A 15475-nucleotide genomic window follows, 5' to 3' on the forward strand; every position below is an offset into this window, starting at 1 on the left:
CGGTTCTATTGCAGCGCCGAGGCGAGCGCTTCGGCCGTATCGGTCTGCCATTGAATGTAGTCCAGCCCCTCGGGCAGGGTCTCGGTCACCTCGACGACGGGGATGCCGGCCGTCTCCGCTGTGGCCCGGATGTCCTGGGTGACCCTGTCCTGTGTCTGGGCGTTGTACACGAGCGCGGTGACCTGCTTGTCGGTGAGCAGCTGCCGAGTGGCGGCGATCGCGGCGGGTGCGGGATCGTTGCCGTTCTCGATGGCATCGGTGAAGTCTTCGGGTGTCACATCGTGCAGTCCGGCGGCCTGGACGAGGTAGTAGGCGATGGGCTCGGTCTGCGCGACGGGGGCATCCCGATGCGTCGCGGCGATGGTGTCGGTGATGGCCGAGATCTGCTGGAGCCGACCGGAGAAGGTATCTGCGTTGGCCCGGTAGGTATCGGCGTTTTCGGGGTCGAGGTCGCCGAGTTCGTCCGCGACTGCCTGCGCCACGGCCTCCACGGTGTGGACGTCGAACCAGACGTGCTCGTTCACGCTTCCGTGTGAGTGACCCTCGTGTGCGTCACCGTTGGCGGTGTCCTCTTCGCGCTCGCCGCTCCCGTGGAGTTCGAAGGCATTGACGGTGAGCTGTTCGCCGTTGCCGGTGCCGACGATGTCGTCGACGAACTGGTCGTATCCACCACCGTTGTAGACGATGAGGGAGGCGTCCGTCAGCTCGGCGGCGTCGGCAGGGCTGGCTTCGAAGGAGTGCGGGTCGGAGGACGGCTCGGTGATGATGGAGGTCACGTCGATCTTGTCTCCGGCGACGGCCTGCGCGACGCTGCCCCACACGTTCGTCGACGCGACAACGGTGAGGGTGCCGTCCCCGCCCGCGTCGGAGCTGCAGGCGGTGAGGCCGAGGGCCGCTGCGGCGGAGAATCCCGCTACCGCGGCAGCGATGCGAAAGGTCGGGGAAGCGCGCACGGAAAACTCCTGACAGAGACGAGAACTAAATGCTATTGGAAACCGTTACCGTTGCACTTTAGCGGATAGGGCCTGGTAGTGCACTTTCGGTGCTGGCCCCCCACGCCTCGAGGCGCGACAAGTACTACCGTCCCCCGTATGCCCCGGTCCCGACAGCCTCGTCGCCAGGCGACACTGGCCTCACTCGCGGCCGAGCTCAAAGTCTCGCGAACGACGGTGTCCAACGCCTACAACCGGCCCGACCAATTGTCCACCGAACTACGTGAGCGGGTGCTGGAGGCGGCCAAGCGCCGCGGCTATCCCGGACCCGACCCGGTGGCTCGATCGCTGCGCACGCGCAGGGCAGGCGCGGTGGGTCTCCTGCTCACCGAGGCTCTCGGCTACTCGTTCCGGGACCCCGCCGCGATGAGCTTCCTGTCCGGCCTCGCGGAGTCGTGCGAAGCCGCCGGACAGGGACTGCTCCTCATCCCCGCCGGGCCGGGCCGAGACGACGTCGAGGCTGCGGCGGTGGTTCAGCAGGCAGGCGTCGACGGATTCGTGGTCTATTCCGTAGCCGACGACGATCCGTATCTCGCGGCCGTCTGTGAGCGGCACCTGCCCGTGGTCGTCTGCGATCAGCCTCGGGAGATTTCCGGGGTCTCGATCGTGGGAATCGACGACCGCGGCGCCATGCGGAATCTGGCGGACCATCTGATCGAACTCGGCCACCGTGACATCGGTGTGCTGAGCATGCGATTGGGGCGCGATCGTTCGAACGGGGTGGTCGATGCCCGTCGGCTGCACTCACCGCGCTTCCACGTGCAGCGCGAGCGCATCGGCGGGGTGTGCGACGCGATGGCCGACGCGGGACTCGATCCCCGGACGCTGACCGTCGTGGAACGGTTCGAGCACTCCGGCATCTCGGGTCATTCCGCAGCGGCCGAGGCGCTGGCGGTGAATCCGCGGATCACCGCGCTGGTGTGTACCACCGACGTCCTGGCCCTCGGCGCCCTGGACTGGGCGCGCCGGCAGGGCATCGACGTCCCCGGCCGTGTGACGATCACAGGCTTCGACGGAATCGACGAAGCGTTGCGTGAAGGCCTGACCACGGTCCGGCAGCCCCAGGAGGAGAAAGGGCGCCGGGCCGGCGCACTGCTGATGTCGCCGTCGCACTCCGGTGTCCCCGCCGTCGAAATGCTCGAGACCGAACTGCTGCGCGGTTCGACGTCCGGTCCGGTCGGCCGGTCCTGAGGCGTCCTACGCGAGGAGCTGGGCGCACCGAAGCAGGCCCAGGTGACTGTAGGCCTGCGGGTGGTTGCCCAGCGAGCGCTCCGCCAGGGGGTCGTATTCCTCGCTGAGAAGTCCGGTGGGACCGGCGGCGTCGACCAGCTGTGCGAAGAGGGCCTCCGCCTGCGAGCGCTGGCCGATCAGCAGGTACGCCTCCACGAGCCACGCCGCGCAGAGGTGAAAGCCGCCCTCGGTTCCGGGCAGGCCGTCGTCGTGGTGGTACCGGTACACCGTGGAACCACTGCGCAATTCCGCCTCGGTGGCGGTCACGGTGGCGGCGAACCGCTCATCGGACGGCTCGATCAGACCCGACAACCCGATGTGCAGGGTGGCCGCGTCGAGGTCGGTGCCGTCGTAGGCGGCGGTGAACGAGCGGATCTCGTCCTTCCAGCCCTTTTCGCGGACCTCTTCGGCGATCTCGTCGCGCAACGTGGTCCATCCCGGTTCGATGTCGCGGCCGAAGTGCTTCGCCAGCGACACCGCGCGATCCACGGTGACCCAGCCCATCACCTTCGAGTACACGTGGTGGCGAGGGTTGTCGCGGATCTCCCAGATACCGTGGTCGGGTTCGAACCAGCGCCGCTCGACGGCCTCGACCATCGCGCACACCAATTCCCAGTCGCGGTCGCTGAGCGCCGGCGTTATGCCCTGCTTCTCTCGGGCATGGGTGAGATCGCAGATCAGTTCCACGATGGGCCCGAACACGTCCAGCTGCACTTGCTGGTTGGCGGCATTGCCGATGCGGACCGGACGTGAGCCGGCGTACCCGGGCAGCGAGTCGATCACGGCCTCCGGGGGAAGGCCGCCGCCGTGCAGTGTGTAGAGCGGGTGCAGCCGTTCGGGCCCGGGCAGCGTCTCCAGAACGTCGTGGACCCAGTTGAGGTAGCCCTCGGCTTCGCCGAGCGATCCCAGGCTGACGAGGGCGGACGCGGTCAGCGCCGCGTCGCGTAGCCAGCAGTAGCGATAGTCCCAGTTACGGACGCCGCCGACTTCCTCGGGCAGCGAGGTGGTGGCGGCCGCCATGATCGAACCCGAGTCGGCGTGCACGAGACCCCGCAGCGTCAGCGCGGACCGCTTCATGAGATCGGGCTTGAGGGTGGGCAGGGTGAGGGTCTTCGTCCAGTCGGACCAGTACGATTCCGCTTCGGCGCGTCGCTGCGGCTCCGGGACCGCCGAAGGCTCGATATCCTCTGTGCCGCAACGCAATTCCAGGACGATGTCGCCGTCCGATGGGTCGACGACGGCGGTGGCGGTCTGCTGATTGCCGTCCGTCGTGATGTCCCATTCGACACCCGGCGCGCGGAGCACATACGGCTCGTTGGTGCCGTGCACGCGCAGCCCCTCGGGCACTACCTCGAGCTGCACCTGGCCCTGTCCGAACTCCGGCCTGGGCGCGAAGGTGAGAACAGCGGCGGCCTGACCGCTGATCACCCGGGTGAAGTCGGTGCGGCCGACCCGGACGTCGTGCGGCAGGTAGTCGGTGACGGCGAGGCTGGCCCACCGCGTCTGCACGGTCATGGTGCTGTCGATGTACCGCTGGCTCAGCGGCAGCGCTTTCCGCTGCGGGCCGACACTGAAATGCCCGGCCGCCCGGCCGCCGAGAAGATGAGCGAAGACGGCGGCGGAGTCGGGCTCGGGGTGGCACAACCAGGTCAGTGTCGCCTTCGGGGTCACCAGGGCCACGGTGCGCGGGCTCGCGAGCATGGTGAGCCGCTCGATGGGCGGGGCGTGCGCACCGGACAGCCACGTGCGGCGCTCGTCGAGGAGGAAGGCAAGGGCGGCCGCCACGTGCTCGGTGGTGTCCACCCGGAACTCGGCAAGGCTGTCGCCGGGGCCCACCTTCACTCCCACATCGGGACCGTGCAGACGGCTGAACGCCTTCTCGTCGGTGACGTCGTCCCCGACGAAGACCGCGGCGGTAGCGGCTTCCTGATGGCGGATGAGGTCGAGTGCGTGTCCCTTGTCGGTGGCGACAACCGCGAGTTCGATCACCGACTTGCCCTCGGTGACCTGCACGCCCACCCACTGCGCGGAGTCGGCGCGGACGGCATTCAGTGCCCGCTCGCCGTGGTCGGCGTCGGCGTTGCGGATATGCAGGGCGGCGCTCGCCGGCTTGACCTCCACGGACGTCCCCGGATACAGCGCCGCTACGCGGTGCAGTTCCTCGGTGATCGCGACGAGCAGATTCCTGGCGTCGGCGTCGATCGCGTGGATGAACCCGATGTCGAATTCCGAGCCGTGGCTACCGACGAGCTGCACCTCGGCCGGTAGTCGCGACAGCGCGGCAAGGTCTTTGAGAGCGCGCCCCGAGATCACCGCCGCCGTCGTGCTCGCCAGCCCGGCCAGTCCGCGGAGTGCACGCACCGATTCCGCATGCGGCAGCGCCTTCTCGGGGTCGGAAACGATGGGAGCCATCGTGCCGTCGTAGTCGGAGGCAACGAGCAGTCGAGGTTCACGTGCGACTCGGCTCAGGGCGCGGCGGAGTTCGATGGGCAGATCTTGGGCGCTCACGGGTTCAAATCTAGGTGATGCCCGCCCGGCGAGCGCACCTTCCCTGGGGTTAGGTGAACTCCACCTCATGGCCCGGCTTGCGGCTGCCGTCGCCGAGCAGCAGTTCGACGGTGAGTTCGAGCCGCTTGGCCACGTCGGTCGCGGATGAACGCCGTGTGAGCCAGGCCACCAGGTTCGACAACCAGACGTCGGAGATGACACGTGCGATGGCCAACTGATCCGGTGTGGGCTCGGTATCCGTCATGGCGCGTGCGAACAACCGGTCCATCAGCTTGCCCACCTGATCGACCTCCGCCGCCGCGGAGGCGTCGGCGAACATGAACGCCCGGGTCATGGCCTCTGCCAGGAGCGGATCACGCTGCATGGCACGAGTGATCTGGCTCAGGATCAGCTGCATCCGCTCGAGCGGATTGCGGCCGGGTGGGTTCTTTCCACGCGAATCGATCTTCTCGAACTCGCGGGCCAATGCAGACACCAGCAGGTGCACCTTGGACGGGAAGTAGCGGTACAGCGTTCCTACCGCCACGTCGGCGCGTTCGGCGACCGCGCGCATCTGGACGGCTTCGTATCCACCCTTGGAGGCGAGGGCCAGGGTGGCGTCGAGGATCCGCTTACGGCGTTCTTTTTGCGCGTTGGAACTGAGATCGTCGTCGCCCAGCGTCGCCGCAGCGACGGCTGAGGACCGAGATCGGGAGCTGGTCGTCATACCTGTTTTCCTTCGCGCCTTGACTCATGGCCAGTGTCATATTAGAACACGTTCTAGACATGTGTGTCATTTACGAGAGGCGGAAACCCGTTGTGAGTATCGCCACCACCGAAGAGCAGAGGGCCGCGGCGGGTTCGGTCCGGGCGTGGGCGCGCTCCACGAACCCATTGGAGACAGTACGGCAGGGACCAGCGGATTCATGGCGGGCCTCCTGGCCGTCGTTCGCTTCGCTCGGGATTTTTTCGGTCGCCGTGCCCGAAGAGGTCGGCGGCTCGGGCGCGGAAATCGTGGATCTCGCCGCCATGCTCGAGCAGTCCGCGACCGAACTCGTCGCGGGGCCGGTTCTCTCGACTGCGCTGGCGGCTCTCGTCGTCGGACGCAGCCTCGGCGCCGCGGCGAAACAGTGGGCAGCGGATCTCGCCGAGGGTGCGATCCCGTGCGCGGTGACGCTCGGTGACCATCCGGTCGGCGCGACGCTCGACACCGACGGCGGCCTGGTGCTCACCGGTGACGCCGGATTCGCGATCGGCGCCGACACGGGGGTGTCGGTGTTGCTGGCCGCAGAGACCGGTGACGGCGTGGTGTGGTGCCTGGTCGACGGGCAGATCAGTGGACTCGAACTACGTGCCGCCGACACGATCGACAAGAGCCGGCCCCTCGCGACTGTGCGCTGCGACGGTGTGGCGGTGGCACCCGACCGGGTGATCGCCGGAGTCCGGGACGGGCTGGTGCGCGATCTCGCAGCGACGCTCGCCGCGGCGGAGGCTTCCGGGGTCGCGAACTGGTGCCTGCGCACGGCGGTCGAATACGCCAAGATTCGTGAGCAATTCGGTAAGCCCATCGGTTCTTTCCAGGCCGTCAAGCACCTGTGTGCCGAGATGCTGTGCCGCGTCGAACAGGCCGGTGCCGCCGCATGGGACGCCGCCGTGGCTGCCGAGATGGCATGGGATGCGGACGGCGGCGAATCGGCCATCGCCTCGGCCGTCGCGGCCTCGGTGACGCTCGACGCGGCCGTCGAGACCGCCAAGGACTGTATCCAGGTTCTGGGCGGCATCGGGTTCACCTGGGAGCACGATGCGCACTTCTACCTGCGCCGGGCCACCTCCCTACGACAGCTGCTGGGCGGTTCCACCCGTTGGCGGGCCCGGGTGGCCGACCTGACCCGTGGCGGGGTCCGGCGGCATCTGTCCGTCGACCTGTCGCATCTCGATGACGAGCGGGCGAAGATCCGCACCGAGGTCGCGGAATTGGTGGCGCGACCCGAATCGGAGCGCCGGACGGCTCTCGCGCAGTCGGGATATCTGGCACCACACTGGCCCGAGCCGTACGGACGGGGCGCGCGGGCCGCCGAGCAGATTCTGATCGAGGAGGAGCTGGCCGCGGTGGGCGTCGGCAGGCCCGACCTCGTCATCGGATGGTGGGCGATTCCCACGATCCTCGAGCACGGAGGTCCCGAGCAGATCGAGCGGTTCGTGATGCCCACACTGCGCGGCGAGATCGACTGGTGCCAGCTGTTCAGCGAGCCCGGCGCCGGTTCGGACCTCGCGGCACTGCGCACGTCGGCGGAGAAGGTGGACGGCGGCTGGAAACTGCAGGGCCAGAAGGTGTGGACTTCCCGCGCGCAGGAGGCCGACTGGGCCATCTGCCTGGCCCGCACCGACCGGGAGGCACCGAAACACAAGGGCATCACGTATTTCCTGGTGGACATGACGTCGCCGGGCATCACGATCTCCCCGCTCAGGGAGATCACCGGGGACGCGCTGTTCAACGAGGTCTACCTCGAGGACGTGTTCGTGCCCGACGACCTGGTGGTCGGGGGTATCGGGGACGGCTGGAAACTGGCCCGCACCACCCTTGCCAACGAGCGGGTGGCGATGGGCGGCGGCTCGTCGCTGGGTCGGGCCATGGAGGACCTGATCGCGCTCGCGGGAGAGTCGGACCCGGTCACCGACGACAAGCTGGGTCGCCTGATCGGCACCGCTCTGGTCGGCTCGCTGCTCGAACTGCGCACCACCCTGCGTCAACTGGAGGGTCAGGATCCGGGTGCGGAGTCGAGTGTCCGCAAGCTGGTGGGCGTCCGCCAGCGCCAGGACGTGGCGGAATTCGCGATGGAACTCAGCGGCGTCGACGGCTGGGTGGAGGGTCCGTTGTCGCGGGAATTCCTCAACACCCGCTGCCTGTCCATCGCGGGTGGGACCACGCAGATTCTGCTGACCGTCGCGGCCGAACGGATTCTGGGGCTGCCGCGCGGCTGATCCGATCGCTCGGTCTTCCGCGCGGTCCCCGATGGTGATACAACTAGAACACGTTCTAATCGAAAGTGGGATTGTCAGCGTGGACTTCACCCGAGACGAAACGCAGGAGGCCGTGGCGCAGGTGGCTGCCGGACTCCTGGCCCGTGACCTGGAGGGCGACGCTCTCTGGGCCGCATTCGCGAACGCCGATCTGCTGACCCTCGCCCTGCCGGAACGACTCGGCGGCGAGGGCTTGTCGGTCACGGACGTGGGCGCCCTGCTCACCGAGGTGGGACGAAAGGCCGCGGTCGTTCCCGCCCTCGCGACCCTCGGCTTCGGTGTCCTGCCGATCGTGGCGTTGGGTGACGAGTCGCAGCAGGACGACCTCCTCACCGGCCTCGCCTCGGGGCGCACGTTCACCGCGGCTCTCGCCGAACCCGGTGCACAGTTCCCGGAACGGCCCTCTGCGACGGCGACCGTGGACGGCAATGCCCGTTCCGTCACCGGGCGCTTCGTCGCCGTCCCGTTCGCCGAGACCGCCTATCGCATCCTGGTTCCGACCGACATCGGTGTGGTGCTTGTCGATCCGGCCGCCGACGGCGTCACGATCACGCGCACTCCCTCGGCGTCCGGAAGCCCGGAGTTCGCCGTCGCGCTCGACGGTGCGCGCGGTGACCTCCTCGCGGATGGCCCGGACGCCGTGCCGACGCTGTACCGCATCGCGCTGGCGTCGATCGGGGCGGTCGCGGACGGACTCCTCTCGGGCGCAACGGTGCTCGCGGGAGAACATCTCGCGACGCGGCACCAGTTCGGAAAGCCGCTCGCTACGTTCCAGGCCGTGTCCCAGCAGATCGCCGACGTGTACGTCACCTCGCGGACGCTGCACGTGGCGGCGCTGGCCGCGTCCTGGCGTGTGTCCGAAGGCCTCGACGCCCGAGACGATCTCGACGTGATGGCGTACTGGATCGCTGCCGAGGTGCCCGCTGCCATGCAGGTGCTGCACCATCTTCACGGCGGCATCGGCGTCGACATCACCTATCCGCTGCACCGTTACTACTCGACTGCCAAGGACCTCGCCCGACTCGTGGGCGGCGCCTCGTACCGACTCGACCTCGTGGGGGCCCGGTGTTCATCGATCTGACCGACGAGCAGCGAGAGCTGCAAGCGGAACTCCGACGCTATTTCTCCGGACTGATCTCTCCGGCGGAAGCCCGGATCATGCGCACCGAGCGCCACGGGCCCACCTATCGCGAGGTGATTCGCCGGATGGGCAAGGACGGCTGGCTCGGCGTGGGCTGGCCGGTGGAATTCGGGGGCCGCGGTTTCGGCGAGATCGAGCAGCAGATCTTCGTCAACGAGGCTGTGCGAGCCGACATTCCGTTGCCGTCGGTGACGTTGCAGACTGTGGGCCCCACCCTGCAGACCTACGGAACCGAGGAGCAGAAGCGCACCTTCCTGCCTGCCATCCTGGCGGGCGAGGTGCACTTCGCCATCGGGTACACCGAGCCCGAGGCCGGCACCGACCTCGCGGCGTTGCGGACCACCGCGGTGCGCGACGGCGACGAGTACGTCGTCAACGGCCAGAAGATCTTCACCACCGGGGGGCACGACGCCGACTACATCTGGCTGGCAGTGCGTACCGGCTCGGCGGATTCGCGTCACCGCGGCATCTCGATCCTCATCGCGGACACCAAGGACCCCGGGTACAGCTGGACACCGATCATCACCTGCGACGGAGCCCATCACGTCAACGCCACTTACTACTCCGACGTTCGGGTTCCCGCGAACATGCTTGTGGGCGAGGAGAATCAGGGTTGGCGCCTGATCACGACCCAGCTCAACCACGAACGGGTCATGCTCGGCCCGGCAGGCAGGGTGGGCGGACTCTACGACCGCATCCGCGCCTGGGCGTCCGCCCATGATCTGCTCGAGGAGCCGGACGTGCGGCGCGCCCTGGGCGAGATCCACGCGACGTATCGGTTGAACGAATTGCTGAACTGGCAGGTGGCGTCGAGTGACGCGGACGCCGTCGACATCGCGGACGCCTCGGCCACCAAGGTCTTTGCCACCGAACGTATTCAACGTGTCGGCCGGCTCGCGGAGGAGATCGTGGGCCGGTACGGCGACCCCTCCGATCCGGCCACCGCCGACCTCATGACGTGGCTCGACATGCAGGTCAAGCGGAACCTGGTGATCACCTTCGGTGGCGGTGTCAACGAGGTCATGCGCGAGTTGATCGCGACGGCCGGCTTGAAGCTCCCCCGAGTACCACGTTAGGAGAACCGCGCCACCATGAGTTCCGAACAGATACTCGCTGCCGCGGACGATGTCCGGGCCGGGGGTCCGAGCACACCCCGACCCGGACGGGACCCGATCAACCTGCCGATGATCCGCAACTGGGTGGAGGCGATCGGCGACGAGAACCCCATCTACGTCGACGAATCGGCGGCGCGCGCCGCCGGGCACGACGGCATCGTCGCGCCACCCGCCATGTCCCAGGTGTGGACGATGCAGGGGCTCGGTGCCACCCGGCAGGCCGACGACCCGCTTCGCAGGATGACGGAGATTCTGGACGAGGCGGGGTTCACATCCGTCGTGGCCACCAACTGTGATCAGACCTATCACCGCTATGTGAAGCTCGGCGAAGAGGTGGTCGTCAGCGTGACCCTCGAGGACGTGGTGGGGCCCAAGAAGACCGGACTCGGCGAGGGATGGTTCTTCACTACCCGCAGTTCCTGGACCGTCAAGCATGACGACGGCACCGACGAGCCCGTCGCCGACATGCTGTTCCGCATCCTCAAGTTCGCGCCGAAACCCGCTGAACCGCCCGAATCCACTGAACCGATGTCACAGTCGTCTGGTCGGACTGCACCGATGTCACATTCGGCGAACGCTCGGGCGACGCCGATCGACGATCTGGACCCCAGCAGGATGATGCGGCCCAGCGTCTCGCAGGACACGCAGTTCTTCTGGGACGGCGTCGCCGCGCACGAATTGCGGATCCAGAAGCGTGCGGACGGCACGCTGCAGCACCCGCCCGTGCCGGCGCTGTGGAAGGACAAGTCGGAGACCACAGATTACGTGGTGGCCTCGGGCCGAGGCACGGTATTCAGCTTTGTCGTGCATCACGCACCGAAGGTTCCGGGCCGTTCGCTGCCGTTCGTGGTGGCACTCGTCGAACTCGAGGAAGGCGTCCGCATGCTCGGTGAGCTCCGCGGCGTAGAACTGTCCGAGGTGAAGGTCGGGATGCCGGTGGAGGCGATCTTCCTCGACCTGCCCGGCGACGACGAGACGGGTGGGACGCCGTGGACGCTGCACGCCTGGCAGCCGGCAACGAAGGAGCAGTCATGACGTCCACGCTCACCGTCGAGGTCGGCACGACACTGCCCGAACTGTCGATCTACGCCGACCCCACGTTCGTCGTGTCGACCGCGCTGGCCACCCGCGACTTCCAGGACGTTCACCACGACCGGGACCTGGCGCAGCAACGCGGATCGAAGGACATTTTCGTCAACATCCTCACCGACACCGGGCTGGTGCAGCGGTTCGTGACGGACTGGGCGGGACCGCGTGCCGTCCTCGGTTCGATCGGGCTGCGACTCGGTGTCCCGTGGTACGCCTACGACACCCTGACCCTGAGCGGCACGGTGGCGTCGGTGGACGCCGGCGTCGTGACCGTCGACGTGGTCGGCAGGAACGCTCTCGGAAACCACATCACGGCAAAGGTGACCCTGCGCCTCACGAACGGAGCGAGTGCATGAGTGGGTTGTCGGGCAGGGCGGTCATCGCCGGAATCGGTGCCACCGACTTCTCCAAGGATTCGGGCCGCAGTGAGCTTCGGCTGGCAGCCGAGGCCGTGACCGCAGCAGTCGCCGACGCCGGACTCACGCCGTCGGATGTCGATGGACTGACGTCGTTCACGATGGACACCAACACCGAGGCGGCCGTGGCCCGCGCTGCGGGCATTCCGAATCTGAAGTTTTTCAGCCGCATCCACTTCGGTGGCGGTGCGGCATGCGCGACGGTCCAGCAGGCGGCCATGGCGGTGGCGACCGGTGTCGCCGATGTGGTGGTCGCCTACCGGGCCTTCAACGAACGCTCCGGAATGCGTTACGGCCAGGTCAATTCCGGGCTGGTGCAGCAGGTCAACTCGTCGGGTACCGACAATGCGTTCTCCTATCCACACGGGCTGTCGACGCCCGCCGCGTTCGTCGCGATGGTCGCCCGCCGCTACATGCACGAATATGGAGCTACCAGTGAGGATTTCGGCCGGATCGCCGTGACCGATCGCAAGCACGCCGCCGTAAACCCCGATGCCTTCTTCTATGGCAAGCCGATCACCCTGGAAGACCACCAGAGGTCGAGGTTCATCGCCGAACCGCTGCATCTGCTGGACTGCTGCCAGGAGTCGGACGGCGGCATCGCGATCGTGGTGACCTCGCCGGAGCGGGCGAAGGACCTGAAGCAGAAGCCCGTGGTGATCGCCGCGGCCGCTCAGGGGAGCGGCAGCGACCAGTACATCATGACCAGCTACTACCGTCCCGAACTCGCGGGGCTGCCGGAGATGGAACTGGTGGGCCGTCAACTGTGGGACCAGGCGGGTCTCGGACCGCAGGACATGGACATGGCGGTTCTCTACGACCACTTCACACCATACGTATTGATGCAGCTCGAGGAGCTCGGGTTCTGCGGCCGTGGCGAGGCCAAGGACTTCATCGCCGACGGCGCCATCGAGCTGGGCGGCCGGCTGCCGCTCAACACGCACGGCGGGCAGCTGGGTGAGGCCTACATCCACGGCATGAACGGCATCGCCGAGGGCGTCCGCCAGATTCGTGGCACGTCCGTGAATCAGGTGCCCGGCGCGCGGAACGTCGTCGTCACGGCGGGGACGGGCGTCCCGACGTCGGGTCTGGTGCTGACGGACTGAGCGTGCTCAGACGCCGGCCATCCTTCTCCTGCCCACGCGCGCAATGCGGTTCGCGACGTACTCGGCGTCGCGGCCCACTCCGCCGGTAAGCATCGACGCGAACGACTGCAGGAACGGGAGCCCCACGAAGTACAGTCCCGGATGGTCCATGGACACACCTCGCTTCTGGCTCGGCCACCCGTCCGCACCGGTTACGGAAAGGTCGATCCACGAGATGTCTTTACCGAAACCGGTACACCAGATCACGTTCCGAACGTCGAGTGTCGTCCCGTCGGCAAGCACAGGCATCCCGGACCGGACGTTCGTGACCTTGTCCGGAACGTATCGCACACCGGCAGCTGCAAGATCGGCCCGTCTGACCCGCAGAAGCGGACCCCCGCCCGAACGGACATGGCTTCGCACCTTCCGGCCGATCGGCGTGCGCTCGGTGAGGACGTGATGGGCGAGCCACCACATGATCGGGACGACGATGTGCGCGGCGCGACCTTCGATATCGAACGGGGCCTCGCCGCGAACAGGCCCGCATATCGTCGTCGGATGCTCTGCCGATACCTCGAGTGCGATATCGGCACCGGAATGGCTGCATCCGACCACCAGGACCGGACCGTCCTGCAGTTGGCCGGGATTGCGGTAGTCGCTGGAATGGAGTTGGCGGATCCGAGAGTCGAGTTGCTCGGCGAAGTCGGGAAGGACGGGTGTCTGCCAGGTTCCGGTCGCGACGACCACGTTGTGGGTCAGGTACGTGTCCGCACCGGCGGTCACGGCATAGCCGTCGCCGCGCCGGGACAATCCGTCTGCCGTGACGCCGGTCCGCACCGGTAACGAGAATCGCGCCGCGTACTCCTCGAAGTAGGCGGCTACCTGGTCTTTGCCCGGCCACGACCAGTCCTTCGCGGGCATACCCCAGCCAGGTAGTCCGTCGTACTTGGCCGGGGTGTAGAGGCGCAGTGAATCGAAGCGTTGTCGCCACACGTCTCCCACGCGATCGTGGGCGTCGAGGATCACGAACCGCACGCCCAACCGGGCGAGGTGGTATCCCGTGGCGAGTCCGGCCTGACCGGCGCCGATCACGACGGTGTCGAATTGTTCGGTAGTCATTGTTCGTGCCTTCCCCGTCTGCGGATGTGGTCATCGAAGACGTTAGGAGGCCGCTGACTCCTTCGCTTCGGCCGAATCATGCACGGTCCCTGTGGGAATGGGTATTACTATGTAGACGGTTCGACCACGTGGTGCTCGTACGCATACGCGGTGGCGGCCGAGCGTGAGGAGATGCCCAATTTCAGGAAAATGTTGCTCAGGTGACGGGCGACTGTTTTCTCGCTGAGGACGAGTTCGTCGGCCACGACGCGGTTGCTCTTACCCGCAGCGACGAGGCGGAGCACGTCCAGCTCGCGTGGCGTAAGCGGGCCGGTCGGTGCGATCCGTGGCCGGTGCGTCGACTCGACCCGTGTGAGGTCTGGGATGGCGCCCAGTTGGCGATAGACGGCGGCGCACTGGCCGAACTCGATGGACGCGGTGTCTTCGTCGCCCAGTGCGCGGCAGGTCAGACCGATCAACTCGCGCGCGCGAGCTTCTTCGTACGGGGCTCCGATCTCCCTCCATCGCGCCGACGCGTCGCGCAGCGTGGTGAGTGCTTCCGGCGTCCGGGCCTCGGCGAGCAGAACCGATCCTGAGGTGTGTGCTGCCAACGCGTGCATGTAGGGGACATCGAACACGGCTCCGAGCTCACACAGTTCGTCGGCGGCGTTGCGGGCAGCGGCCACATCTCCTGCCGACAGTCCGATTTCCGCGCACGCCGGAAGGAGTCGCGCACGCAGGGCAGGTTCGGCCGCGGCGTCGATCTCGCGACTGATGGACGCGAGGGCGCTGCCGATTCGTCCCTGAACCATCCGGAGCAGCGAAAGTCCAGGTTGCGGGAGCCGTCCCCAGCGATTGGCCTCGAGGTAGCACTGCTCGGCGTGGGCGAATTCACCGCGCAGACGATGAAGCTCGCCGAGGACGTAGCTCGCCGACCCGACAGCGGGATGTTCGGTGGGATGGGAGAGACGCTCATGTGCGCAGCGCGCGGCGTCCATGGCCTCGGGCCAGCACCCCTGTAGTTGAAGAATCTCGGCTCGGTGGACAAGACACTGACCCCGGTAGGGGACGAGGTCGGGTTGCGTCGAGCACCACTGCGTCAGGGCCGCAGTCCATTCGCGGGAGCGGCGCAGGTCGAAGATCGCCTGGCACTGTTCGATCACCGCGCAGTACACGATTCCGGTGACGACGGGAGATACGTCCGTGGCCGTCGCACACACCATCGCCTCATCGAAGGCCCTCACGCCCTCCGCGTGGCGCCCCAGCAAGATCAGCCCTTGGCCGGTGCCGAGCAGGCCCAGCGATGTCAGATCCGGGTCTTCGAATCGCTCCCCGATCTCGGTTACTTCACGGAACGTGTCGTGCGCGAGAACGCCGTCACCGTCGGTAAGCCGTCCCAGCCCACGGGGGATGAGGAGGTATCCCTGTTCCGGACAGTCCGTGTTCGCGGTGTCGAGTAGCCGGCCGGCTTTGCCCATCCATCCGCTGGCGCGGGCTAGTTGTCCCCGGAGCATCAACCCCATACCAAGCCAGAATGCGCACCGCGCCGCACGTATTCGGTTTCCGAGGGCACCCCACTCGCGTTGGGCGCGTGTCCATGCGTCGACACTCGCTTCGTCCTCGCCGATCAGGTACGCCGCCGTGGCGAGGCACTCGAGGTCTTCGGGACAGAGCGGTGCGCACCCATCGGCACGCAGCAGCGATGAGTAGGCCGCGCGCCAGTTTCGACGAATGAAGAATGCGTGCCCATTCCGGATCGCAGACACCGCTTCGGGCATCGTCCTCACCTACCGGGACCTTC

12 protein-coding genes are annotated in these 15475 nt (G+C 67.3%); 7 read left to right on the top strand and 5 right to left on the bottom strand.

Annotation, left to right across the window (positions count from 1 at the left end):
• Positions 1 to 5: 5 nt before the first annotated feature.
• Positions 6 to 953, bottom strand: coding sequence for a metal ABC transporter solute-binding protein, Zn/Mn family (locus tag WAW17_RS03565; protein WP_422331635.1), 948 nt, complete (start codon positions 951 to 953; stop codon positions 6 to 8).
• 138 nt (positions 954 to 1091) lie between these two features.
• On the opposite strand from WAW17_RS03565, the gene WAW17_RS03570 reads away from it, so the two are divergent.
• Positions 1092 to 2183, top strand: a complete 1092-nt coding sequence (locus tag WAW17_RS03570) for a LacI family DNA-binding transcriptional regulator (protein ID WP_422331636.1) — start codon at positions 1092 to 1094, stop codon at positions 2181 to 2183.
• Between the two features lie 6 nt (positions 2184 to 2189).
• On the opposite strand, the gene otsB is transcribed toward WAW17_RS03570, so the two are convergent.
• Together otsB and kstR are read right to left on the bottom strand one after the other, a co-directional pair.
• Complete coding sequence (gene otsB / locus WAW17_RS03575) at positions 2190 to 4730, bottom strand: trehalose-phosphatase (protein WP_422331637.1); 2541 nt, start codon at positions 4728 to 4730, stop codon at positions 2190 to 2192.
• Positions 4731 to 4779: 49 nt separating this feature from the next.
• Positions 4780 to 5436, bottom strand: a complete 657-nt coding sequence (kstR, locus tag WAW17_RS03580; RefSeq protein ID WP_422331638.1) for a cholesterol catabolism transcriptional regulator KstR — start codon at positions 5434 to 5436, stop codon at positions 4780 to 4782.
• 92 nt (positions 5437 to 5528) lie between these two features.
• Between kstR and WAW17_RS03585 the strand changes: the two genes are divergently transcribed.
• The 6 genes from WAW17_RS03585 to WAW17_RS03610 all read left to right on the top strand — a co-directional run bounded on the left by WAW17_RS03585 (position 5529) and on the right by WAW17_RS03610 (position 12597).
• Positions 5529 to 7691, top strand: a complete 2163-nt coding sequence (locus WAW17_RS03585) for an acyl-CoA dehydrogenase (RefSeq protein ID WP_422331639.1) — start codon at positions 5529 to 5531, stop codon at positions 7689 to 7691.
• Between the two features lie 79 nt (positions 7692 to 7770).
• Positions 7771 to 8811: an acyl-CoA dehydrogenase family protein gene (locus WAW17_RS03590; protein WP_422331640.1), complete on the top strand. Its 1041-nt coding sequence runs from the start codon at positions 7771 to 7773 to the stop codon at positions 8809 to 8811.
• Positions 8796 to 9947: an acyl-CoA dehydrogenase family protein gene (locus WAW17_RS03595; protein WP_422331641.1), complete on the top strand. Its 1152-nt coding sequence runs from the start codon at positions 8796 to 8798 to the stop codon at positions 9945 to 9947. The genes WAW17_RS03590 and WAW17_RS03595 overlap by 16 nt, the downstream gene beginning before the upstream one ends.
• Before the next feature lie 15 nt (positions 9948 to 9962).
• Positions 9963 to 11021, top strand: a complete 1059-nt coding sequence (locus WAW17_RS03600) for a bifunctional MaoC family dehydratase N-terminal/OB-fold nucleic acid binding domain-containing protein (RefSeq protein WP_422331642.1) — start codon at positions 9963 to 9965, stop codon at positions 11019 to 11021.
• On the top strand, positions 11018 to 11431 hold the full coding sequence (locus tag WAW17_RS03605) for a MaoC family dehydratase (RefSeq protein WP_422331643.1): 414 nt from the start codon (positions 11018 to 11020) through the stop codon (positions 11429 to 11431). The genes WAW17_RS03600 and WAW17_RS03605 overlap by 4 nt, the downstream gene beginning before the upstream one ends.
• The gene (locus WAW17_RS03610; protein ID WP_422331644.1) at positions 11428 to 12597 is read left to right on the top strand and encodes a lipid-transfer protein; all 1170 of its coding nucleotides are present in this window, start codon (positions 11428 to 11430) and stop codon (positions 12595 to 12597) included. Before WAW17_RS03605 ends, WAW17_RS03610 begins: the two co-directional genes overlap by 4 nt.
• Before the next feature lie 6 nt (positions 12598 to 12603).
• Here the strand turns inward: WAW17_RS03610 and WAW17_RS03615 are convergent, their stop codons facing one another.
• A complete protein-coding gene (locus WAW17_RS03615; RefSeq protein ID WP_422331645.1) occupies positions 12604 to 13695 on the bottom strand; it encodes a flavin-containing monooxygenase in 1092 nt (363 codons plus the stop codon).
• A gap of 107 nt (positions 13696 to 13802) precedes the next feature.
• A complete protein-coding gene (locus tag WAW17_RS03620; RefSeq protein ID WP_422331646.1) occupies positions 13803 to 15452 on the bottom strand; it encodes a LuxR C-terminal-related transcriptional regulator in 1650 nt (549 codons plus the stop codon).
• Between the last annotated feature and the right edge of the window lie 23 nt (positions 15453 to 15475).

The sequence above is a fragment of the Rhodococcus sp. (in: high G+C Gram-positive bacteria) genome (genome assembly GCF_049286785.1).
In the GTDB taxonomy this organism is placed as follows: domain Bacteria; phylum Actinomycetota; class Actinomycetes; order Mycobacteriales; family Mycobacteriaceae; genus Rhodococcus_F.